Origin of the sequence: Corynebacterium ulcerans (genome assembly GCF_900187135.1) — a bacterium.
Lineage (GTDB): Bacteria > Actinomycetota > Actinomycetes > Mycobacteriales > Mycobacteriaceae > Corynebacterium > Corynebacterium ulcerans.
Map to the genome: position 1 here is coordinate 685,674 of NZ_LT906443.1, position 22,312 is coordinate 707,985.

At 56.4% G+C, this 22,312-nt stretch carries 19 protein-coding genes; 11 read left to right on the forward strand and 8 right to left on the reverse strand.

The features are described 5' to 3' along the window. Nucleotides 1-44 precede the first annotated feature (44 nt). Complete coding sequence (locus CKV68_RS03045) at nucleotides 45-866, forward strand: adenosylcobinamide-GDP ribazoletransferase (RefSeq protein ID WP_095075568.1); 822 nt, start codon at nucleotides 45-47, stop codon at nucleotides 864-866. Nucleotides 867-980: 114 nt separating this feature from the next. On the opposite strand, the gene CKV68_RS03050 is transcribed toward CKV68_RS03045, so the two are convergent. Continuing rightward, entirely contained in the window at nucleotides 981-2,081 is a 1,101-nt protein-coding gene (locus CKV68_RS03050; RefSeq protein WP_029974323.1) for a branched-chain amino acid aminotransferase, read from the reverse strand. Nucleotides 2,082-2,189: 108 nt separating this feature from the next. Here CKV68_RS03050 and CKV68_RS03055 point away from each other — a divergent pair, with 108 nt between their 5' ends. Further along, on the forward strand, nucleotides 2,190-3,707 hold the full coding sequence (locus CKV68_RS03055; RefSeq protein WP_095075569.1) for a leucyl aminopeptidase: 1,518 nt from the start codon (nucleotides 2,190-2,192) through the stop codon (nucleotides 3,705-3,707). 111 nt (nucleotides 3,708-3,818) lie between these two features. Here the strand turns inward: CKV68_RS03055 and CKV68_RS03060 are convergent, their stop codons facing one another. After that, complete coding sequence (locus CKV68_RS03060) at nucleotides 3,819-4,214, reverse strand: oxidoreductase (protein ID WP_095076218.1); 396 nt, start codon at nucleotides 4,212-4,214, stop codon at nucleotides 3,819-3,821. Nucleotides 4,215-4,341: 127 nt separating this feature from the next. On the opposite strand from CKV68_RS03060, the gene sucB reads away from it, so the two are divergent. From sucB to gcvH, 4 genes are all read left to right on the forward strand, one after another. Continuing rightward, nucleotides 4,342-6,366, forward strand: a complete 2,025-nt coding sequence (gene sucB / locus CKV68_RS03065) for a 2-oxoglutarate dehydrogenase, E2 component, dihydrolipoamide succinyltransferase (RefSeq protein ID WP_095075570.1) — start codon at nucleotides 4,342-4,344, stop codon at nucleotides 6,364-6,366. Nucleotides 6,367-6,741: 375 nt separating this feature from the next. Next, a complete protein-coding gene (gene gcvP / locus CKV68_RS03075) occupies nucleotides 6,742-9,597 on the forward strand; it encodes an aminomethyl-transferring glycine dehydrogenase (protein ID WP_095075572.1) in 2,856 nt (951 codons plus the stop codon). A 96-nt stretch (nucleotides 9,598-9,693) separates the two neighbouring features. Continuing rightward, nucleotides 9,694-10,827 carry a glycine cleavage system aminomethyltransferase GcvT gene (gene gcvT / locus CKV68_RS03080; protein ID WP_014526034.1) on the forward strand — a complete coding sequence of 378 codons (1,134 nt, stop codon included), beginning with the start codon at nucleotides 9,694-9,696 and terminating at the stop codon, nucleotides 10,825-10,827. A 64-nt stretch (nucleotides 10,828-10,891) separates the two neighbouring features. Beyond that, nucleotides 10,892-11,278, forward strand: a complete 387-nt coding sequence (gcvH, locus tag CKV68_RS03085) for a glycine cleavage system protein GcvH (RefSeq protein WP_095075573.1) — start codon at nucleotides 10,892-10,894, stop codon at nucleotides 11,276-11,278. A gap of 86 nt (nucleotides 11,279-11,364) precedes the next feature. Here the strand turns inward: gcvH and CKV68_RS03090 are convergent, their stop codons facing one another. After that, nucleotides 11,365-11,826 carry a VOC family protein gene (locus tag CKV68_RS03090; RefSeq protein WP_095075574.1) on the reverse strand — a complete coding sequence of 154 codons (462 nt, stop codon included), beginning with the start codon at nucleotides 11,824-11,826 and terminating at the stop codon, nucleotides 11,365-11,367. Between the two features lie 96 nt (nucleotides 11,827-11,922). On the opposite strand from CKV68_RS03090, the gene lipB reads away from it, so the two are divergent. Together lipB and lipA are read left to right on the forward strand one after the other, a co-directional pair. Further along, nucleotides 11,923-12,693 carry a lipoyl(octanoyl) transferase LipB gene (gene lipB / locus CKV68_RS03095; RefSeq protein ID WP_095075575.1) on the forward strand — a complete coding sequence of 257 codons (771 nt, stop codon included), beginning with the start codon at nucleotides 11,923-11,925 and terminating at the stop codon, nucleotides 12,691-12,693. A gap of 97 nt (nucleotides 12,694-12,790) precedes the next feature. Then, nucleotides 12,791-13,837, forward strand: a complete 1,047-nt coding sequence (gene lipA / locus CKV68_RS03100; protein WP_014836628.1) for a lipoyl synthase — start codon at nucleotides 12,791-12,793, stop codon at nucleotides 13,835-13,837. A gap of 167 nt (nucleotides 13,838-14,004) precedes the next feature. On the opposite strand, the gene CKV68_RS03105 is transcribed toward lipA, so the two are convergent. The 4 genes from CKV68_RS03105 to CKV68_RS03120 are packed head-to-tail and all read right to left on the reverse strand — an operon-like array spanning nucleotide 14,005 to nucleotide 18,012. Then, nucleotides 14,005-14,952: an ABC transporter ATP-binding protein gene (locus CKV68_RS03105; RefSeq protein ID WP_080968112.1), complete on the reverse strand. Its 948-nt coding sequence runs from the start codon at nucleotides 14,950-14,952 to the stop codon at nucleotides 14,005-14,007. Further along, nucleotides 14,898-15,989: a FecCD family ABC transporter permease gene (locus CKV68_RS03110; protein WP_231910452.1), complete on the reverse strand. Its 1,092-nt coding sequence runs from the start codon at nucleotides 15,987-15,989 to the stop codon at nucleotides 14,898-14,900. Before CKV68_RS03110 ends, CKV68_RS03105 begins: the two co-directional genes overlap by 55 nt. Next, the gene (locus CKV68_RS03115; protein ID WP_095076219.1) at nucleotides 15,986-17,017 is read right to left on the reverse strand and encodes a FecCD family ABC transporter permease; all 1,032 of its coding nucleotides are present in this window, start codon (nucleotides 17,015-17,017) and stop codon (nucleotides 15,986-15,988) included. The genes CKV68_RS03110 and CKV68_RS03115 overlap by 4 nt, the downstream gene beginning before the upstream one ends. Nucleotides 17,018-17,028: 11 nt before the next feature. Next, complete coding sequence (locus CKV68_RS03120; protein WP_095075577.1) at nucleotides 17,029-18,012, reverse strand: ABC transporter substrate-binding protein; 984 nt, start codon at nucleotides 18,010-18,012, stop codon at nucleotides 17,029-17,031. Between the two features lie 173 nt (nucleotides 18,013-18,185). Here CKV68_RS03120 and CKV68_RS03125 point away from each other — a divergent pair, with 173 nt between their 5' ends. Then, entirely contained in the window at nucleotides 18,186-19,100 is a 915-nt protein-coding gene (locus CKV68_RS03125) for a siderophore-interacting protein (RefSeq protein ID WP_095075578.1), read from the forward strand. Between the two features lie 171 nt (nucleotides 19,101-19,271). Then, nucleotides 19,272-20,042 (forward strand): DUF4191 domain-containing protein, encoded by a 771-nt coding sequence (locus tag CKV68_RS03130; protein WP_014526042.1) that lies wholly within the window; start codon nucleotides 19,272-19,274, stop codon nucleotides 20,040-20,042. A 77-nt stretch (nucleotides 20,043-20,119) separates the two neighbouring features. Here the strand turns inward: CKV68_RS03130 and CKV68_RS03135 are convergent, their stop codons facing one another. Further along, nucleotides 20,120-20,593: an RDD family protein gene (locus CKV68_RS03135; RefSeq protein WP_013911921.1), complete on the reverse strand. Its 474-nt coding sequence runs from the start codon at nucleotides 20,591-20,593 to the stop codon at nucleotides 20,120-20,122. A 203-nt stretch (nucleotides 20,594-20,796) separates the two neighbouring features. Here CKV68_RS03135 and glnA point away from each other — a divergent pair, with 203 nt between their 5' ends. Next, nucleotides 20,797-22,233, forward strand: coding sequence for a type I glutamate--ammonia ligase (glnA, locus tag CKV68_RS03140; RefSeq protein ID WP_013242302.1), 1,437 nt, complete (start codon nucleotides 20,797-20,799; stop codon nucleotides 22,231-22,233). Nucleotides 22,234-22,312 lie beyond the last annotated feature (79 nt).

Below are 22,312 nucleotides of genomic sequence, written 5' to 3' on the forward strand. Positions count from 1 at the left end.
GTATTCAGTGTGCACCCCCTCGCATAGAAAGTTGGTTTCTCACGATGTCGGGCAAAGTCGGATTTGTGGAAGGCGAACATCGTCCTGCGATTATCGAGGGCCCACTCACTGCCTTAAGCTGGCTCACCATTCTGCCAGTTCGGGGAGCCACAGCCTTTGATCGTGTCACCGGTGGACGGGTGTTGGCCTCAGTCCCCCTCATCGGTATTTTGCTCGGGACGCTTGGCACTGTGTTGGCGGGACTGGGCGTTTACTTCCACATCACGCCTTTTTTGATCGCAGTTGTGATTGTTTGCTTCTGGGAACTTTTCACCCGGTTCATGCACCTTGATGGACTTGCAGACGTGGCCGATGCCTTGGGTAGCTACGCACCTCCTGAGAGAGCTAGGGAAATTATTGCGGACCCAACCACCGGGCTTATCGGGATGGGCGCTGCTTTTATCTCACTCATGCTTCAGATCGCAAGCTTTGACACCCTCATCGAACAAAATTATTGGTGGATGATTTTCTTTGCACCGATGATCGGCAGGCTATGCGCAATCTTTGGCGCGCATTCCTCTCTAAAGCCGATGCAACCAACTGGTTTTGGTGCCATGATGATCGGCACAGTTACTACCGCCACGATAGCGGTATGGTTCAGCATTATTTTTACGGCTTCCGTGTCCATCCCGCTGCTTGTAGGAACCCCCGCTATAGCCATAATTGTCATCATCGCCCTCCTACTCAGCATCGGTATTGCTGTGCTAGAGATCAGACATTGCAGTCGGCGTTTTGAGGGGATGAACGGAGACACCACCGGCTTTATTATGCACTCTTGTACAGCTGCGTCAGCAGTTCTCTTAGCTATCGGGACATGCGTCGTCTAAGTACCTTCATGAGACCTCTTGCATCCCCAGCTTTCTTTAACGGAAATACGTAAGCCATAAGCCAACGCTTTTCTCTACCGTGGCTTATGGCTTATGGCTTATGCGTCCATCGATTTATATCAGGGTGCGCATCCACTCATGGGGGTCGTCCACCGTGCCACGCTGAATGCCTGTGAGTATGTCACGTAGCTTCATGGTGATATCACCAGCGACATTATGGTTGACTTCAAAGTCACCATGGTTTGACTTAACAAAGCCCACGGGAGTGATCACCGCAGCAGTGCCGCAAGCAAAAGCCTCTCGCATGGAGCCGTTTGTGGCCGTTTCCTGCCATTCTTCCGTAGAGATAAGACGCTCTTCTGTGGTGTATCCCAGGTCACGAGCGATCTGTAGGAGGGAATCACGTGTGATTCCCGGCAAAAGAGAGCCAGAGAGCTGGGGGGTAACGATGTGGGGCGCGGATTCCTCACCCATAACAAAGAAGAGGTTCATACCGCCCATCTCCTCGATATAACGATGTTCGTGAGCATCCAGCCACACCACTTGGTCACAACCTTTATCTGCAGCCTGAGCTTGGGCCACCAAGGATGCCGCATAGTTGCCCGCGAACTTTGCAGCGCCCGTGCCCCCGGGACACGCACGAACATAGTCCTCGGAGAGCCACACCGATACCGGTTTAATGCCTCCCGAAAAATACGCGCCAGCAGGTGAAGCAATCACCACGTAGCGATACGAGCTAGAAGGATGCACCCCGAGCGTCGCCTCGGTAGCGATCATAAACGGGCGCAGGTACAACGCTTCCTCGCCTCCGGCTGCTGGTACCCAGTTCTGATCAATGTCTACGAGCTGACGCAGCGACTCAACAAACACCTCCGTGGGGAGTTCTGGCATAGCCATGCGCTCTGCAGAACGCTGGAATCGAACAGCGTTAGCCTCCGGCCTGAAGGTCTTAATCGTGCCATCGGCATGACGGTACGCTTTGATGCCCTCAAAAATCGCCTGACCGTAATGCAAGACGCTAGTGGCAGGATCGAGAGTAAGCGGCGCATAAGGAACGACCTGTGCGTCATGCCACCCCTGATCGGCGTCCCAATCAATGGTCACCATGTGATCGGTGAAGTGCTTACCAAAACCTGGATTAGCAAGGATATCCGCAAGTTCTTCGGCGGAAGTCGGAGATTCGGTTTTATGGATGCTGAAGTTGAGAGACGTCATGACCCAAAGGTACACCCCACATTGATCTGCTCAATTGGATAGTCTGATAAATAACGTTTTCCACGCGGTCTTAAAGGCCTCGTTACCAACTTTTGGAGGTACTAAACTTTGAGCACTCAGTTTTCACTTGCATCTCGTGGCTCTGCGACAGAACTTGCGCTCGCCAAGAAGCTTCCCGACGACACAACTGCCCTTGTAGTTGCACTCTTCGCCGGCGAGGATGGACTGGAGTTTGCTGCGACCGGGCTTTTTGATGATGATTTAGAAGTAGCAATCTGGGAGCTCTTTAGCGCTGTTGGTGCAACCGGAAAGGCTGGAGAAGTCCATCGCGTCCCTTCTATCGAGGGTATTGAAGTGGACTTCATCGTCGGTGTCGGGCTTGGAGACAACGACAAGCTCGATGACGAGGCTCTGCGCCGTGCCGCTGGCACCGCAGCTCGTTCCTTGGTCGGAGTGGACTCCGTAGCAACGACTCTCGGGGCTTTTGGCCTGCGTGCAGCCGTGGAAGGTTTTGCGCTGGGTGCTTATGACTACAAGGGCATCCGTTCTGAGTCCGCAGAAGCTGTCGCCGCCAAGAAACCGGTAGGCAAGGTTACCTTCTTGTCACTGGGTGATAAGAAAACCGCCAAGACAGAATTCCAGGCCGCGCAGATCACAGCAGAATCCGTTATGTTCGCCCGTGATTTGGTCAACGCACCGTCCTCTCACCTCTACCCCGAGTCCTACGCTGAGATCATCAAGAAGGAAGCAGAAGGCCACGGCATCGACGTGGAGATCCTCGATGAAAAGAAACTCGAAAAATTAGGCTTCGGAGGCATCCTTGCAGTCGGCAACGGTTCCGCACGCAAACCGCGCCTTGTACGACTCACCTGGAATCCCAAGAAAGCCAAGAAGAGCGTTGCGCTGGTGGGAAAGGGAATCACCTTTGACACCGGTGGAATTTCGCTCAAGCCTGGTGCTGGCATGGATGACATGATCTCCGACATGGGCGGTTCCGCTGCAGTCGTGGCAACCGTCATCGGCGCAGCCCGCCTAGACCTCAAGGTGAAGATCACAGCGACGATCCCACTCGCAGAAAATATGCCCAGCGGGGATGCTTACCGACCAGGCGACGTTATCACCCATTACGGCGGAATTACCTCGGAGATACTCAACACCGATGCAGAGGGCCGTCTTGTGCTTTCCGATGCCATCGCGAGGGCATGCGAGGACAAACCCGACTACCTGATCGATACTGCGACGCTCACCGGCGCACAACTGGTGGCTCTTGGCGACCGCACGGCTGGTGTCATGGGCTCTGATGCTTTCCGTGACCGCATCGCAGAAATCGGTCGTTCCGTCGGCGAGCAGGCCTGGGCGATGCCACTTCCAGAAGAACTCGGCGAAGCAATTAAGTCCCCCGTTGCAGATATTCGCAACATCACCAAGTCACGCTCTGGCGGCATGCTAGCCGCCGGATGGTACCTCAGTCATTTTGTTGCAGAAGGTATCGACTGGGCCCACGTAGACATTGCCGGCCCGGCATACAACAGCGCAGGGGTGTATGGCTATACCCCCAAGCGTGCAACAGGTGTACCAGTGCGCACCTTCCTAGCGGCTCTGACAGAGATTTCCGAGGAAAAGTAGCTCACATATTCCGCTGATGGTCGAGGCAGTCGCCTGGCCGTCAGCGGTTTTTTCTTCCTTTGAACAGTGGATTCTTGGGCTCAAGAGGGGGCGTCGACACGCTATAAACGGCTAAGCCTTGGTGTCGTTGTCTTTTTCAAACTGTGCGCGTCTGAGGCGTTGTTCTTCGCGTTTACGTAAAATCCTGTCACGCTCGATTTTTTCCCGCATTCTTTGCGGATATCCGGTCTCTTCTACGTCATAGACGGGAATTCCTAATTCTTTTGCTACGACGTCGATACCTTTAGGGCCACCAATCCTACGTCGAGTGAAATCGCCCGTGATATCCACAAGCACTATCGACATCTCGTTGACGATGGTTTCAGGCTCAACGAAACCCTCAACCACTGCGCGCGACTCGCTCCACTGTTTAAGGTAGAGCAAATCTTTTTCGCGAACAGTATCGCCCGGTCCTCGAGGCGGTTTGATGTTAGATCTGGGGGTCTTTCGTCCGAAAAAATTGAACACAGAAGTTAATTGTAGGGGCAAAATCTACAGAGAATTCCCCCTTAACATCACATCTGTTTGGGTTAGGCGGTACGCTCGTTAGGTATTAGCTTTTTGATCTACACGACTTTCGAGGAGTCTAAACATTATGGCGCACTCCGTTGAAATGCCTGAGCTGGGCGAATCCGTCACTGAGGGAACAATTACTCAGTGGCTCAAGTCTGTCGGCGACACCGTCGACGTTGACGAGCCGTTGCTCGAGGTTTCCACTGACAAGGTTGACACCGAGGTTCCTTCCCCAGTTGCGGGCGTTCTGTTGGAGGTTCGCTTCGACGAAGACGACACCGTTGATGTCGGCGAGGTTATCGCCATCATCGGTGAGGAAGGCGAGGCTCCTGCAGCAAGTGATTCCGCTGAGAAGAAGGAAGAGCCGAAGGCAGAGGCACAAGCCGAAGAAGAAACCACAACTGAATCCAAGGAAGCTCCCAAGGGCTCCGGCTCCTCCACCGACGTGGTCATGCCAGAACTCGGCGAATCCGTCACTGAGGGAACAATCACCCAGTGGCTCAAGTCTGTCGGCGACACCGTCGACGTTGACGAGCCGTTGCTCGAGGTTTCCACTGACAAGGTTGACACCGAGGTTCCTTCCCCAGTTGCGGGCGTTCTGTTGGAGGTTCGCTTCGACGAAGACGACACCGTTGATGTCGGCGAGGTTATCGCCATCATCGGTGAGGAAGGCGAGGCTCCTGCAGCAAGTGATTCCGCTGAGAAGAAGGAAGAGCCGAAGGCAGAGGCACAAGCCGAAGAAGAAACCACAACTGAATCCAAGGAAGCTCCCAAGGGCTCCGGCTCCTCCACCGACGTGGTCATGCCAGAACTCGGCGAATCCGTCACTGAGGGAACAATCACCCAGTGGCTCAAGTCTGTCGGCGACACCGTCGACGTTGACGAGCCATTGCTCGAGGTTTCCACCGACAAGGTTGACACCGAGGTCCCTTCCCCAGTGGCAGGCACCATCCTAGAAATCCTCTTCAACGAAGACGACACCGTTGATGTCGGCGAAGTTATCGTCCGCATCGGCGAACCAGGCTCCGAACCAGAAGCCAAGGCAGAACCTGCCAAGGAAGAGCCAAAGGAAGAAGCACCCAAGGCAGAAGAACCTGCCAAGGAAGCTCCCAAGGCTGAGGAAGCACCTGCTAAGGAAGCTGCAAAGCCAGTTAATAACCAGAATGTTCCTTACGTGACCCCATTGGTTCGTAAGCTTGCCAACAAGCATGGCGTTGATCTCAATAAGATCGAAGGAACTGGTGTTGGCGGTCGCATCCGTAAGCAGGACGTCCTTGCCGCAGCCGGCCAAGGATCTGAGCCAGTTGCAGCAGCAGCTCCTGCTGCCGCGGCTAAGGATCCTCGCGCTAACTGGTCAACCAAGAGCGTTGACCCTGCAAAGGCGGAGCTCATCGGCACCACCAAGAAGGTCAACCGCATCCGTGAGATTACGGCCAAGAAGATGGTTGAGGCACTGCAGATTTCTGCACAGCTCACGCACCTTCAAGAGGTCGATATGACCAACGTTGCAACGCTGCGCAAGGAAAATAAGCCGGCATTCATCGAAAAGTATGGCGCTAACCTGACCTATCTGCCGTTCTTTGTTAAGGCCGTGGTCGAGGCTCTGGTCCTACACCCGAACGTAAACGCGTCTTACAACGCTGCAACCAAGGAAATCACCTACCACTCTGACGTCAATGTGGCGATCGCAGTGGACACAGAGCGTGGCCTGCTTACTCCTGTGATTCACAAGGCTCAGGAGCTTACGCTGCCAGAAATCGCCCAGGCTATTGCTGATCTGGCTGATCGTGCTCGTAACAACAAGCTGAAGCCAAATGATCTCTCCGGCGCAACCTTCACCGTAACCAACATTGGCTCCGAAGGTGCTCTGGCAGATACACCAATCTTGGTTCCGCCACAGGTCGGTATCTTGGGTACTGCTGCAATCCAGAAGCGCCCCGTAGTGATCACTGAAAACGGTTCGGACGCCATCGCGATTCGCCAGATGTGCTACATCCCGTTCTCCTATGACCACCAGATCGTAGACGGTGCTGACGCAGGTCGCTTCACCGCAACGATTAAGGATCGTTTGGAAAAGGCTAAGTTCCAGGACGACCTCAACCTCTAGGATAAATCTCTAGAGCACCAGCTGTTCTGCTGGTATTCAGGCTGCAGCCCGACTCTCTTCTTCTAAGGAGTCGGGCTGCAGCCTTTTCTCAATCTCCTGCGAACAAAATGTCGTTTTTGAGAACGCTAGAAATGGCAACCTGCAGTTTTTCTGGACATCTAAGGCCTAGCGTTCTCAAAAACGACATCCAGAGCGAACTAGTAGCGAGATCCCTGGTTAATGCCTTCGGCTGCGCCCCCACCTCACGGCTATCCTCGATTAATTTCACAGAAATTTTATGCATTCTCTTTCTCAATGCGTATCCAAAGCCACTATTTCATCCATATAATGGCGAACATCACTAGCCATCCTTCACCCAAGGAGAAGTTGAAGACTATGACGATATCCTCGCCCTCTGCAAGCTACGTGAGCCGACACATCGGCCCCAACGAAACTGAGAGGGCGGCGATGCTCAAACGCGTCGGATACGCCTCCCTCGAGGAGCTGTTAGACGCGGCAGTTCCCTCCGGGATTAGGTCCCACGATCTTCCTGAACCCACGCACCCGCTGTCGGAGGAAGAAGCCCTGGTCAAGCTGCGCAAGTACGCAGATCAGAATGTGGTTCTCAAATCATTCTTCGGCCAGGGTTTTTATGACACTCTCACGCCCTCAGTGATTCGGCGAAATGTTGTAGAAAACCCCGCCTGGTATACCGCGTATACCCCTTATCAGCCCGAGATTTCACAGGGACGTCTAGAGGCGCTGCTTAACTTCCAGACTTTGGTCAGCGAGCTCACAGGACTCCCAGTGGCCAACGCCTCGCTGCTCGATGAGGCCACGGCAGTGGCTGAGGCCGTCGGATTAATGGCGCGCACCAATAAGAAGGGGCACCGAGTGCTTCTCGACGCCCGCCTGCATCCCCAGGTCCTCTCTGTTGCAGCCGAGCGCGCACGTGCCATCGACGTGGAGGTTGAAATCGCCGATGTCACATCGGGGCTCGTCGGAGACAGCTTGGTGGGCGTAGTCATCGCATACCCGGGTACGGAAGGCGATATCGCCGATATTCGCCCTATCATCGCTGATATTCATGCACGTGGTGGACTTGCCGCTGTGTCCACAGATCTCCTCGCGCTCACTCTCCTGGAGTCCCCCGGCGCGATGGATGCAGATATCGCTGTGGGGTCTTCCCAGCGCTTTGGTGTTCCGTTGTTCTTTGGTGGCCCTCATGCCGCTTTTATGGCAGTATCTGACAAGTTCAAGCGGCAGCTGCCGGGCCGAATTGTCGGTGTCTCTGTAGACGCTGAGGGGCATCCGGCTTATAGGTTGGCCTTGCAGACCAGGGAGCAGCATATCCGTCGGGAGCGCGCCACCAGTAACATTTGTACTGCTCAGGCTCTGCTAGCAGTGTGTGCCTCAATGTACGCAGTCTGGCACGGCCCTGAGGGGCTCAAGGCCATCGCTCGCCGCGTCCATGGACATGCCTCCACATTTGCTGCGGCGTTAGACAACGAGTCTGCATTGGAGGTCGTGCATAAAGACTTCTTTGATACTGTCACCGTTCGTGTTCCGGGGCGGGCTCAAGAGATCACCGATGCGCTGGCGGAATCTGGCTACTTGGTGCGTCCTATCGGAACCGATCTGGTGAGCGTTGCTTTTGGTGAGTCGGCGACGGCGGAGGACGTCGAGAAGCTCGCCGCTGCTTTTGGTGCGAGCGCAGCGGAGGAGGCCTATAGCGACTTCCCAGAATGGGCAGTACGCAGCGACGAGCCTATTACTCACCCGATCTTTAGTTCTGTGCATTCGGAGACGCAGATGCTGCGTTATCTTCGCGCTTTGTCGGACAAGGATCTTGCCCTCGATCGTTCGATGATTCCGCTGGGCTCCTGCACGATGAAGCTCAACCCGACCACGGGCATGGAGCCCATCACGTGGCCGGAGTTTGCAAACATTCATCCCTTTGCCCCAGAGTCTCAGACCCGAGGCTGGCGAGCCTTGATTGATGAGCTTGAGGGATGGCTTGCAGATATCACCGGCTACGCCCGTGTGTCGGTTCAGCCCAATGCCGGATCCCAGGGGGAGCTGGCTGGTTTGTTGGCAATTCGTCGCTACCACCAATCTCGTGGCGATAATCAACGCGATATCATTCTGATTCCGCAGTCGGCTCATGGGACAAACGCGGCGTCGGCGACTCTGGCTAATCTTCGGGTGGCTGTTGTTGCTACGGCCACGGATGGTTCCATTGATGTTGATGACCTTGATGCAAAGCTCGCCAAGCATGAGGGGCACGTGGCCGGCATCATGATCACCTACCCGTCCACGCATGGTGTTTTTGAAGACACCGTGACTGCCGTGTGCGAGAAGGTTCACGCAGCAGGTGGACAGGTCTACATCGATGGAGCAAATCTCAATGCGCTAGCAGGTGTAGCTCAGCCCGGAAAGTTCGGTGGCGACGTTAGCCACCTCAACTTGCACAAAACCTTCACCATTCCCCACGGGGGCGGCGGCCCGGGTGTCGGACCCGTTGCCGTAGCAGAGCACCTCGTGCCTTTCTTGCCCACAGATCCGCTGGCGTCAGACGCCGCAATTCCGTGCCCTACCGGCACAGGGGTTCCCATGGTTTCCGCGCAGTATGGCTCGGCCGGTGTCCTCCCGATTTCGTGGTCTTACATCGCGATGATGGGCGGCGCAGGGTTGCGTGAGGCCACTGCCTCGGCGATTCTTGGGGCGAACTACCTAGCACGGTCACTCAAGGATGCGTTCCCTGTCCTTTACACCGGTGACAATGACTTGGTAGCTCATGAGTGCATTCTTGATCTGCGTCCCATTACTGATCAGACCGGGGTCACGGCTGCAGACGTGGCTAAGCGTTTGATGGATTATGGCTTCCACGCGCCCACCTTGTCTTTCCCCGTCGCGGGAACGTTGATGGTGGAGCCCACTGAGTCTGAAGATAAGGGCGAGCTCGACCGCTTCATTGAGGCGTTACTTGCTATTCGCGCAGAGATTCAGCAGATTGCTGACGGCGCTATCGAGTATGAAGAATCCGTGCTGCATCATGCTCCGTTTACTTCTTACTCCATCGCTAGAGATAACTGGGATTACTTGTTTAGCCGTACCCAGGCTGCCTATCCGGTGGCCTCGCTGCGAGCCAGCAAGTATTTCCCATCCGTTCGTCGTCTCGATGAGGCTTATGGCGATAGGAACTTCGCGTGCTCCTGCCCGCCACCTGAGGCTTTTAATTTCGAGGATTAGCCTCGGTTCACGTTTGCGTGGCGTGATGCCTTCGGGGGCACGCCACGCAAACGAGTAGCTTGCTCACATATTTTTCGATGAAAGGACCTAACGCATATGGCTTCCGAACTCCGTACGTCACCCCTGCATAGCCGTCACCAGGATTTAGGGGCTGCTTTTACGCCCTTTGGCGATTGGAATATGCCGCTGAAGTATGGTTCTGAACTTGAAGAACACCACGCAGTGCGTAAAGCATGCGGGCTCTTTGATCTGTCCCACATGGGGGAGATTCGGGTGAGCGGCCCGCAAGCTGGTGATTTCCTTGATTACGCACTGATCTCCCAGCTTTCTGCCATCGCCGTTACTAAAGCGAAATACTCAATGATTGTCTCCGAGGATGGTGGCATTATTGATGACCTCATTACGTATCGCTTGGCTGACGATGAATTTTTGGTTGTTCCCAATGCCGGAAATGCAGCTGTCGTGGCTAAAGAACTCCACGCACGGGCCGAGGGATTCCAGGTCACCGTCACGGATGAGTCAGCAGACACAGCTCTCATCGCAGTTCAGGGCCCCAACGCTCAGGCGCTGCTGCTTTCGCTTGTCGACGCAAACGCGGATGCAGATACCGCACGCCTGATATCCACCATGCGCTACTACGCATGCGGCAACGCTGTTATAGCTGGATTCCCTGTGCTCCTGGCCCGGACCGGATACACCGGTGAAGACGGATTCGAACTCTATATCTCCAACGATCAGGCTCCTGCGTTGTGGGATGCGATGTATCAGGCTGGCCAGGATGAACGCTACGCGCTTGTCCCATGCGGGCTTGCCTCTAGAGACTCACTGCGCCTTGAGGCCGGAATGCCGCTCTATGGCAACGAGCTTTCCCGGGAGCTGACCCCCATGGATGCGGGGCTGGGCATGCTTGTGAGTAAGAAAAAAGAAGGCGATTTTGTGGGCAAAGAGGCCCTAAGCGCTCCTAGCACCCATACAAAAGTGCTCGTTGGACTGGCCTCCGCGGAACGTCGTGCTGCACGGCACGGCGCAGATATTCTCGACGCCGACGGAAATGTCGTAGGAACCGTGACCTCCGGGCAGCCCTCGCCAACGCTGGGGCATCCCATCGCGCTGGCGTATGTGGAAAAAGACCTCAGTGAGGTTGGCACAGAACTCACCGCAGATATCAGAGGGAAAAAATATCCCTTCACGGTAGTTTCTTTGCCGTTTTACTCCCGCCAGAAAGACTAAACCGATAGACTCCACAATGATCTACACGAGTCGTTTCGTATTCTAGAAAGGTAGAACCAAACCTATGTCTCTTCCTGAGAACTTCTCCTATTCCGAAGACCACGAATGGATCGATGCAGCTGCTGATTCCGCTGCCGGGACGACTGTCAAAGTGGGCATCACCTCGGTGGCAGCTGACCGCTTGGGCGAAGTCGTCTTTGCCGAGCTGCCCCAGATTGGCGACTCCGTAGAGGCCGGTGAAACATGTGGCGAGGTCGAGTCCACCAAGAGTGTCTCCGACCTGTACTCCCCTGTCACAGGGACAGTAACCGCCGTCAACGACGCAGTCCACGACGATTACTCCATTATTAATAACGATCCTTTCGGCGACGGCTGGCTCTTTGAGGTAGAAGTTGAGTCCGTCGGAAAGCTCCTCACCGCCGCCGAATACGCGGAAGCCAACGGGGTTTAACTACCTCCTTGTAAGCTCCACGCTCACAGCAGTGCCACCATGGATTGCGCTACGCCATGGTGGCACTGCTGTGTTTTGTCCCAGTTCTAGGAGAAAGTTTCTGACCAGCGTGCAGCCTCTGCTGCGTCTTCTTCTCTTTGTTGGGTAAAAATAATCCGGTGGCCGTCTGGATCTGTAACGGCAAGATCCCTGCTAAACCACTGGGTATCGTGGGGCTTTTCCACTTCAGCACACCCGCTCACAGCAGCTTCTAAGCACAAGGCCAGCTCATCTAGGTCTTCTCCATGAGCAGAAAAAGTAACCTGAACGGTTGCAGGTATTGCGCTGTGTGCCTTAGGTTCCGTGTTTTCTTGCAAGACCAGCAGCAAATCCTGGTTTCTTAGCCTGCGCAAATGAACCACCATCGGGTTGCCCTGCGGGTCTGGGACGGTGGCCAGAGTAATAAAACCGGCAGCGTGGAAAAAGGCTTCACTCCGTTGAAAATCTTGAACGGCAAGGGTGACAAACATTGGCATGGGATAGATATCCCGATCTGGTGTAATACTCATGGCTTTTACTCTGAACGATTGCCCTAGCGTCAATGCAAATACGCCAAGAGTTCACGCGTTTTCTAGCGACAGCGCCTCAGGCGTATCCTCAGTGCCATGACTGCGCCTCGTGATCCCTTCTTCCCCGCCGACCAATCCATCCGTGCCTCTACCCAGCCCGTAGAGATCCGTCACCTTGGCGTGATGGATTATCAAGAAGCATGGGACTACCAGGCTGCTCTGGCCAAGCAACGCGCAGCCGATGAGGTTGGCGACATACTTTTAGTCCTGGAGCATCCCAGCGTTTATACCGCAGGAAAGCGGACTCAGCCGGAGGATCGCCCCACCAACGGGCTGCCTGTTATTGATGTCGATCGAGGCGGTCGTATTACCTGGCATGGCCCGGGCCAGCTGGTGATATACCCGATTATGAAACTCGCAGACCCCATCGACGTCGTCGATTATGTGCGTCGCGTCGAGGAAGCTCTCATCCAGGTTGTGCGCCAACGCGGCATTAGCCAGGCCGGGCGTATCGACGGACGCTCCGGAGTGTGGGTTCCCGGCGCGTGCGATGCCGATCACCGTAAGATAGCCGCTTTGGGCATCCGGATCACCCGTGGCGTGACGATGCATGGTTTAGCACTGAATTGCTCTAACACCCTTGAGTACTACCAGCACATCATCCCTTGTGGAATCTCCGATGCGGGAGTGACCACCCTTTCCCAGGAGCTGGGGGAAGACGTCACGGTCGATTCCATAACGCAACCGCTTATCCAGGCGCTGCTGGACGCATTCTCTGGCAAGCTGATCGTCGCAGACCACACGTTTGCTTCTGCGCCAGATCCCACCAAGGGACTTCCCAGGACTGTGCACAACGACACACATTAAAAATGTATCGCCTCACCCCCGCGCCATTTTCCCTGTTTAACCCCCATTGCGCGAGTGCTTTTCGACGTGCACCTGTAGCACGAGTAGTGTGCATAGGGTGACTACAGCACCCGAAGGACGCAGAATGCTCCGAGTTGAGGCCCGCAACTCGCAGACCCCCATCGAGAGCAAACCACGCTGGATCCGCACTGCGGTAAAAACTGGCCCCGAGTACCAGGACATGAAGAAAAAAGTGTCCGGGGCCAGCCTGCATACCGTGTGTCAGGAGGCCGGTTGTCCCAACATCCATGAGTGTTGGGAGTCTCGTGAGGCAACCTTCCTGATCGGTGGCGCCAATTGCTCGCGCCGCTGTGATTTCTGCCAGATTAACTCCGCAAAGCCGGAGCCCCTCGACCGCGATGAGCCGCGTCGAGTTGCTGAATCTGTGCGTGAAATGAATCTGAACTACTCCACCATCACGGGAGTGACCCGCGATGACCTAGAGGATGAGGGCGCTTGGCTCTACGCCGAGGTGGTCCGCAAGATCCACGAGCTCAACCCGCACACAGGCGTGGAGAATCTCACCCCAGATTTCTCGGGCAAACCTGATCTTTTGCAAGAAGTCTTTGAGGCTCGCCCCGAAGTGTTTGCGCATAACTTGGAGACTGTCCCTCGCATCTTCAAGCGTATCCGCCCCGCGTTCCGGTATGAGCGTTCCCTGGACGTCATCCGTCAAGCGCGCGACTTTGGTCTGGTGACCAAATCCAACCTGATTCTTGGCATGGGCGAAACGGTCGAAGAGATTCGGGAGGCCCTCACAGACCTACATTCTGCCGGCTGTGACATCATCACCATCACCCAATACCTGCGCCCTGGCCCGATGTACCATCCCATCGAGCGCTGGGTAAAGCCAGAGGAATTCATCGAGCACGCTGATTTTGCGCGCGAGCTAGGGTTCGGGGCAGTCATGTCCGGGCCACTCGTTCGCTCCTCCTACCGAGCAGGCAAGCTCTATTCCGAAGCTCTTGCCGCCCGTGGGGAAACACTCCCAGAAAACCTTGCACACCTGGCGCAGACGTCTGCGGGAACCACGGCTCAAGAGGCTTCCACGCTTCTAGACAAATACGGCCCCTCGCAGGAGACACCGGTCGTTTCTTCCCGGTAACGGAAATTGAATTGCTCCCCACTATCTGGAATCTGATTTTTCAGTCCGATAGTGGGGAGCAGTTCTTTTTCTGCGTCATGAGGCACCGTGCGCGGACGTCACCACGAAGCGGTCTATCTGCGCGGCCTGTGGCGTCGGCAAGCCTGTGGCGTCGATAAGCTAGTGCGCTATTCGTTCAGGTGTATCGTTCCGCGTGGCACGATAACGGGCGCTTGCCCCCGTGGGTCTTCCCATACTTCGGCGCGCAGGCCGTAGCATTGAGCAAGTTTTTCCTGGGTAAGCACTTCTGTGGCACTACCCTGGCCCACGATCTCACCCGCCTTGAGCAGCACCAGCCGGTCGCTATACGTTCCGGCCAGCATGAGGTCATGCAACACCATGATGACCGTTTTGCCTTGAGAGGCCAAGTCTTTGGCCAGCTTCAGTATGTCGATGGCGTGAGCTGGGTCTAAGTACGTGGTGGGCTCGTCCAGGAGCACCACCGGAGTTTCCTGTGCCACAACCATGGCCATCCACACCCGCTGGCGCTGGCCACCTGAGAGCTCGGAAACGTCGCAATCCACCAAAGCGGCGGTGTTGGTGTGCTCTAAAGCCTGGCCAATGGCCTGACGATCCTTCTCCGATTGTCGCATCCAGCGACGTTGGTGCGGATGCCGGCCGCGCGCCACGAGTTCACCGACGGTGAGCCCTTGGGGACACAGCGGCGATTGCGGCAGCATCCCGATCATCCGCGCAACCTCGCGTGGGGGCAGGCGATGCACATTGTGTCCGCCAACTGTCACGGTTCCGCCCTGTGGGGTGAGCACGCGGCTCAGCGACTTCAGCACGGTAGATTTACCGCAGCCATTCGGCCCCAGCAGGGTTGTTACTGTGCCCGGCTCTGCGGTGAGGTCTAGCCCGTCGACCACAAATTCACCGGGCGCGTACCCGATCTGCAAGCCTCGGGCCTCCACGCGCAGTCCGTCTGTCTGTCCTCGCTCGCCCAGTTCGGTTGCAACGGTGTCGGAGGTCGAGGTGTCCCAGTGTTTGCGGCTAGGAGGGGTTGCGGACATATCAGCGATCACTTTCTCGGTCGATCTCGACGAAATTTTTGGGATTCTTTCCACACCAACCACACCAAAATCGGTCCGCCGAGTATCGCTGCGACGAGACCAACGGGGGCGGTAAACGGAAGAAGCCCAGCTAAGACATTGCACAGTGTCAGCATGGCCGCGCCAGCGGCCGCAGAAGGAATGGCTTGCGGGGTCGGTGCCCGAGCAGCTAGTCGAGCGATTTGTGGGGCTACAAGCGCAATAAACCCGATGGGACCAGCCACGGAGACAACAACGGCCACCACGCCAGTAGCCGCGATCAGTAACAGCATGCGGATTCGAGTGACGTGGACGCCGAGGCTTAGCGACGTCGCGTCGTCGTGGGCAAGGAGGCGCAGATCGCGCTGGCACCACAGTCCCAACGCGACAAAAGGAAGCAAGGCCAGCAGCAAAGGCGGGAGAGCTTCAGATCTGATAAAACCTGTGGAGCCTGCAAGCCACATCTGGGCTTCGGCAGCCCGGGTTAAGTCGGCCTTGACCACCAGGTAGTGCACCAAGGACTGGGATAGTAGAGACAGCGCCAAACCAACAAGGACCACGCGGTTTCCGGTGCCTACCCCGCCTAGGAGGAAGAGGAGCACAACCACGATCACAGCCCCCACGAGAGCCAGCAGTGCGCGCCACCAGAAACCTGGGATATAGGCTGCAAAAGCAGGCTGGGTTAGGACTGTTCCCGCTACCACGCACACCGCTGCTCCTCCCGACACCCCCAGGATGTCAGGAGAGGCCAGTGGATTGCGAGCCATGGTTTGCGTCCACGCCCCGGCCATTCCCAGAACAGCGCCGATGATCACGCTGGCAACAGCCTCCGGCAAGCGCAGGTCCCATACCACTGCAACGGCACGTTGATCGCCTCCGCCGGTGAGGACGTCGAACACCTCCAGCGGGGAGAGCGGAACGGGGCCATAGCCCAGTAGGAGGAAGTACGCCGTTGCTGCAAGGACGGACAAGATAACCGTAACCAGCACCGCGCGACGGGTGCGTCGATAAGCAGAGGCAGCTGCGCGATCGGCTGCTGCCATGGGATCGACGGAAGCAGGGTGTTCAGCGGTACGACTCATGACGTTGCCGATCTCCTCGTTGTGTTCACCGACCACACCATCAAAGGCGCTCCCACCACGGCAATGACAATCGCCATCTCTAGTTCTCCGGGTTGTAGCAGGAAGCGCCCTAGAATATCAGCGCTTAATACGCCCAGAGCACCAATCAGTGCGGAGGGCACAAGCATCCGGGTCAGCGAGGGGCCAGTAAAACGGCGGACAATGTGCGGTGCCGCGAATCCCACAAATACCACCATGCCCACTGCAGCAGTGGCCGTCCCCGCAAGAACCACGATTGAAGCAGCGGCGATCACTCGGATGAATCTCACGGATAGGCCCAAGCTCACCGCACTTTCCTCTCCCATGGAGAGCAAGTCCAAAGGCCGGGCGATCCACGCGGCACACGCTGCGCCAACGAGAAGCCCTACCCCGGCTAGCGCAACGTCGCCCATGTCGCGTCCCGCGGTAGATCCCACCGCCCAGCTCCTGGCGCCGTCTAAAGTGCGCGAAGAATACAGGGACAAGAGATTAGTCAAGGCCTGCAGCGCCAGCATGACGCCTATCCCGACGAGAACCAGGGTGAGCGGGTCGCGCGACTGCCGAGACAGCAGGATGACCACACTGGCTGTGAGCACAGCACCCACGAGGCCTAAGAGTCCGCGTTCTGTCAGGGTCGTGCCCACCCCCAACGTCAATCCGATGGCAATGGCGCTGCCGGCTCCGGCGTTGATTCCGATAATCCCCGGATCCGCCAACGGGTTGCCCGTCCATGACTGGGCGATGGCACCAGCCATAGCCAGCGATGCCCCGACGATCAGCGCCAACAACGTGCGAGGTATGCGCAAATTCCATACCACGTCATACACCTCGGTGAGGTGGGCAGACAGCGGGGGCGCAGAGGCATCCGAGAGTCTTCCTGGCCCCTGACTCAACACCGCAAGGATGTCCCCCACGGGCACGGAACGGGCCCCGACAACGACAGAGAGGAACGCCGCGCCTATCACGAGCGCAAACGTTCCTACTGTCAAAGCTCTATGCGACGTGCGCATTGACATGCGCATTAGAGCGATTCGGCGAACTTCTGAATCGCCCACGGAATGGTTACCGGATTTGGCATGCTCATCGCGTTGCCCACATTTTCATGGAGGAAGTGCGCACGGCCGCTCTTGACCACGTCCAGGTTGTTAAACGTGGTGTCCTTTTTCAGAGCATCCACTGCGCCCTTGTAGTCCAGAACAAAGAGGTAATCGACATTGTTGAGCTCGGAGTAATTTTCTGGGGCGAGGTCCCGGTAGAACTGCTTGCCGTCGCCCTCAATCTCAGCGGGAATGTGGAAGCCCAGGCTCTTTAAGAACTGGCCACGGCCATCGCCAGAGGTGTAGATGCCGATCTTGCCCTGATAAGGCATAACCACAGCAGCACGCTTGCCTTTGAGTTCCGGATGCTGCGCCTGGAAATCCTCAAAAGCTTTCTTGGTCTTCTTGATCTGCTCTTGACCCTCAGATTCTTTTCCTACGGCATGTGCGATCGTGGTTACCTGATCCTCCCACGGCACCTGCCAGTCAGCGAACTGCTCTGAGTGGGTCGTGGTGGGCGCGATGGCAGCCAGCGCTTTCTTTGCTTGGGCGTCCACAGCCTGATTCACAGCGATGATCTGCTCGGGGTTGGTAGCCGTGACTTTTTCCAAGATCTGAGAGGTGAATCCCTGAGCCGTGTTGTAAATGGGCTCCGGGGTGGCATCTCCCAGGAGTTCCTTGGACCATGGCCCCACACCGCTCTTGTCCACATCGCCCTGGGCTCCCCACGGGGCGACAGCAACAGGAGCGATGCCTAAGGAAAGGAGTGTGTCTGCGTCGCCTAGTCCCAAAGCGGCAACACGTGTGTTTTTAGTGTCTCCACCAGCGGCAGGCTTTGCGGCTTCTTCGCTGCGGGAACACGCGGTAAGTAGGAGGGCAAGCGTAACGACGATTGCAGTGGTCACCGCAACAGCGCGATAGTTGCGCGAGTGCTGCGATGTGAGTGGTGTGGGATGTGCAGTTGTCATGGGGCACCTTTAAGTCGATTCAAACGGTCCATTTACAATGAACCTTTCAGGCAAGCCAAACCTACAACATTTTAGGTAAGCTTTACAAAGCTTCGCGCCTCATCGGCTACTCGTGCTCTCCGACAAAATCCCAGACGCCAAGTAACACCGGCCCCACACACTGAGGAGTGTTAATGACGACCAGACCAATCACCGCCTTCGCCGATCACGAGCTCAGGAACTCCCCAGCTGAACCCCACCATCACTTGGTCCAAGCGCACGTGTTAGGCGTAGCGGAGATTGCCCCGCATCTGCGCCGCATTGAACTCACCTCCCCCGATTTTCACGATTGGACAATGACCGGACCCGATGAGTTCTTTGGACTTGTCATGCCGCCGGAGCATCTCAACACCACGTCCGCTTTCTTCCCCATGCTGGAAAATCTCCCACGTCAGGAACGCGCAAACCTGCGCTCAACCCTCAATGCCATCGCCGAAGACGAACGTCCCGCACTGCGCTGGTACACCGTGCGCCATCTTGATACACAGCGAGGCGTTATGGCATTCGACATAGCCACGCATGGAGTCACCCATGAGTCCATGGTTAACAGCGCCGATGCTCACGCCGACATTGGGCCGGGTCTGCGCTGGGCGTTGTGCGCCCAGCCTGGAGATCCCGTGGGAATATTCAGCGCCCGGGGGTTATGGGACCGACGATGGGACCGGCAACTGGTGGTGGCGGATGCCTCGTCTGTTCCGTCCGCGCTCGCCATTGCTGAGTTCATGTCAGATCTGCACCCTGGCCAACTACAGTCCATACGTTTTGTTATCACTGTGGAAAGCGAAGCCGACATAGAGGCTTCCTCGGTGGAATGGCTGCGCACACATGCTGAACATGTAGAGATTCTCTACCGGCCCATCGCGAAACAAGCAGATGCCACTTTGACGTATCTCCAGTCGGAATCACACGTTAAGCCGGACTACGTGTGGGTTTCCGGCGAAGGAAATCTGTGCAAAGACATCCGGCGATTAGCGATCAAAGAGTGGAGACTGGAAACAGACGCTATTTTCTGGTGCCCTTACTGGTACATCGGACGACCCCGCCCCTAAACTCCCATTTCAGCGCCCACATATTTTCTCCGTATTCACTTAAAGCAGACACGCCCACGCCGTGACATCTTTGCCTGCCGCGGCAGATTCCTCCCGAAGATATTTCTGTAATAGAGGAAGCCTTGGAGTCTGATTGCAGATAGTGCAGGGCTGCCCGCTAAGCTGGTACGCATGGCAGACGCGAAGAAGCAGGCCGACAAGGCCGCGAAGAAGGAGCAGCGCGCGGCGAAGCGCGCCCAGCGCCGCCGGAACTGGTCTCAGCTCTGGCAGGCGTTCAACATCCAGCGCAAGCAGGACAAAGCCCTGGTGCCGATCATGGTGGGATCGATCCTTGGCCTCGGCCTGCTTTTCTTCCTCATCGGAATGTTGTGGAACGGTCAGTGGTTTACGCTTCCCACTGGTCTTTTGCTGGGCGTGCTCCTTGCTATGTTTATTTTCACCCGTAGGCTCCAAAATAGCGTCTACGAAAAGGCTGAGGGCCAAGCCGGCGCCGCAGGTTGGGCGCTAGAGAACCTACGTTCAGGCGTGGGCATTGTATGGCGAACCAAGACCGGCATTGCCGTGACCAAGCAAATGGATGTGCTCCACCGCGTTATCGGCGTCTGCGGCATTGTGCTCGTAGGTGAGGGCAATAAGAACCATCTGCGTCCGCTGATCAATCAGCAGCGTCAGCGACTGTCACGTCTAGCACCTGGTGTACCGATTCATGAGATGTTTGTGGGCAGTGGCGAGGGCGAGGTGCCGCTGAAAAAACTGCAGTCCAGTTTGCTCAAGCTTGATCGCCAGTACAAGAAGAACGATGTGTATGAAATCGCTAGCCGCATCGAGTCCATGGATAACGTCCAGACAAACGTAGGACTTCCCAAAGGCCCGATCCCTAAGGGCGGCAAGATCTCGGGAATGAACCGTCGCGCTCGTCGTTCTGCAGATCGCAACAAATAAGACGATCTTTTTACGCAATAAGGCTTGGACACTGTTTTTTTAGTGTCCAAGCCTTTTCTTTGCTTAGTAGTTTTTATTTACCCAAAAACTACTGCGGTTCCCGTGGCGCGATCGTGCATACCGCGGCCGTCGGCGTCGACAAGCACTGCGGGGAAGATAAAGCACGTGAGCGCTGTGCGTACGAGGGCGCGCACAAAACCCACTTTTTCAGTTCGCACGTCAATGCGGGCTACCCCCATGCCTAGGATTGCCTGTCCAGGAGTGCGGGCGAAAAGCCAGACGCTTATTACACCGAGGATGAAAAAGAGGATGAGGGTCGCGGTGGACACACCGCCGAGCGCAGGGGTAAACATGTGAATCACCGTTGCACTGATCAAGCAGATGCCCCAGTCGATAAGGACTCCGCAGGAACGTCGCAGGACACTACCTAAAGCTCCCGGGCCTTTTTGTGGAAGTCCAAGGTGTTCACCCGGCCAGCGGGCGGGGGTGTCGCCGTCGATTTGCGAGGGAATCTCCGGCCCGTCGAGCCAACTACGCTTCGGTTTTGCCATGTGGACTACTGTAGTTCTTGAACAGCCGGAGTGGGAAACCCACGGACAACAGGTATCGGTCGGTCGATAGGTAATTAGCTTCTCTACTGCTATCCTAGAGGAACCGACTTTTATGGTGCCATACCCCACAACTTGTTTTGATTAGCCCGCCATTAAGGCTAATCGTACAAGGAAACACAACAACGTTCCCCCAAGGAGTCAACGTGGCCTTCAGTACATCCGAAGACGTTATCAAGTTCATCAAAGACGAAAATGTTGAATTCGTCGATGTTCGCTTTACCGACGTCCCGGGCATCGAACAGCACTTCTCCATTCCTGCGGGAATGTTGGATGAAGACGCTATCGAAGAGGGCCTGGCTTTCGATGGCTCTTCCATCCGTGGTTTTACCACCATCGACGAGTCCGACATGAACCTTCTTCCGGACCTCGCAACCGCGACCTTGGACCCGTTCCGCAAAGCAAAGACCTTGAACATTAAGTTCTTTGTCCACGATCCTTTTACCCGCGAGGCATTCTCCCGCGATCCGCGCAACGTTGCCCGCAAAGCAGAAGAGTATCTGACCTCCACCGGCATCGCCGACACCTGTAATTTCGGCGCCGAAGCCGAGTTCTACCTCTTCGATTCCGTCCGCTACTCCACAGACATCAACGCTGGTTTCTATGAAGTCGACTCCGACGAGGGCTGGTGGAACCGAGGCAAAGAATACAACCTCGACGGCACCCGCAACCTTGGTGGCAAGAACCGCGTCAAAGGCGGCTACTTCCCCGTCGCGCCCCACGATCAGACCGTAGACATTCGCGACGAGATGACGCGCAACCTTATCAACGCCGGCTTCCATATTGAGCGTTTCCACCACGAGGTAGGCACCGGCGGCCAGCAAGAAATCAACTACCGGTTCAACACCCTGCTACACGCTGCCGACGACCTGCAGACCTTCAAATACATCATCAAGAACACCGCAGCTCAAAACGGCCGTGCCGCCACCTTCATGCCCAAGCCCATCGCAGGCGACAACGGCTCGGGAATGCACGCGCACCAGTCTCTTTGGAAAGACGGCAAGCCCCTCTTCCACGACGAATCCGGCTACGCCGGGCTTTCCGACATGGCCCGCTACTACATCGGCGGCATCCTGCACCACGCAGGCGCGGTCTTGGCGTTTACCAACCCCACGCTGAACTCCTACCACCGCCTGGTCCCCGGCTTCGAGGCCCCCATCAACCTGGTGTACTCACAGCGCAACCGCTCTGCGGCAATCCGTATTCCTATTACAGGCTCCAACCCCAAGGCTAAGCGCATTGAGTTCCGCGCACCGGACCCTTCAGGCAACCCCTACTTTGGATTTGCAGCCATGATGCTCGCCGGCCTTGATGGCATCAAGAACCGCATCGAGCCGCATGCACCAGTGGACAAGGACCTCTACGAGCTGCCACCAGAGGAGGCCACAAGCATCCCGCAGGCCCCCACCTCACTGGTGGAATCACTCAAGGCCCTTGAAGAGGACAACGAGTTCCTGACCGACTGCGATGTGTTCACCGAAGACCTCATCGACACCTACATCAAGCTCAAGTACGACGAAGAGATCACTCCTACCCGCCTGCGCCCGACGCCGCAGGAGTTTGAGATGTACTTCGACTGCTAGGGGTCAGGAACATCCACGAAACCCCTTCACCACCGCGAACCTCGCGAACGGTGAAGGGGGTTTTCCTTAAGATTTCTCC

Coding starts and splice junctions, on each gene's coding strand:
- CKV68_RS03045 (WP_095075568.1), top strand. CDS start 45: ATGTCGGGCAAAGTCGGATTTGTGGAAGGCGAACATCGTCCTGCGATT.
- CKV68_RS03050 (WP_029974323.1), bottom strand. CDS start 2,081: ATGACGTCTCTCAACTTCAGCATCCATAAAACCGAATCTCCGACTTCC.
- sucB (WP_095075570.1), top strand. CDS start 4,342: ATGGCGCACTCCGTTGAAATGCCTGAGCTGGGCGAATCCGTCACTGAG.
- gcvP (WP_095075572.1), top strand. CDS start 6,742: ATGACGATATCCTCGCCCTCTGCAAGCTACGTGAGCCGACACATCGGC.
- gcvT (WP_014526034.1), top strand. CDS start 9,694: ATGGCTTCCGAACTCCGTACGTCACCCCTGCATAGCCGTCACCAGGAT.
- gcvH (WP_095075573.1), top strand. CDS start 10,892: ATGTCTCTTCCTGAGAACTTCTCCTATTCCGAAGACCACGAATGGATC.
- CKV68_RS03090 (WP_095075574.1), bottom strand. CDS start 11,826: ATGAGTATTACACCAGATCGGGATATCTATCCCATGCCAATGTTTGTC.
- lipB (WP_095075575.1), top strand. CDS start 11,923: ATGACTGCGCCTCGTGATCCCTTCTTCCCCGCCGACCAATCCATCCGT.
- CKV68_RS03110 (WP_231910452.1), bottom strand. CDS start 15,989: ATGAGTCGTACCGCTGAACACCCTGCTTCCGTCGATCCCATGGCAGCA.
- CKV68_RS03115 (WP_095076219.1), bottom strand. CDS start 17,017: ATGCGCACGTCGCATAGAGCTTTGACAGTAGGAACGTTTGCGCTCGTG.
- CKV68_RS03120 (WP_095075577.1), bottom strand. CDS start 18,012: ATGACAACTGCACATCCCACACCACTCACATCGCAGCACTCGCGCAAC.
- CKV68_RS03125 (WP_095075578.1), top strand. CDS start 18,186: ATGACGACCAGACCAATCACCGCCTTCGCCGATCACGAGCTCAGGAAC.
- CKV68_RS03130 (WP_014526042.1), top strand. CDS start 19,272: ATGGCAGACGCGAAGAAGCAGGCCGACAAGGCCGCGAAGAAGGAGCAG.
- CKV68_RS03135 (WP_013911921.1), bottom strand. CDS start 20,593: ATGGCAAAACCGAAGCGTAGTTGGCTCGACGGGCCGGAGATTCCCTCG.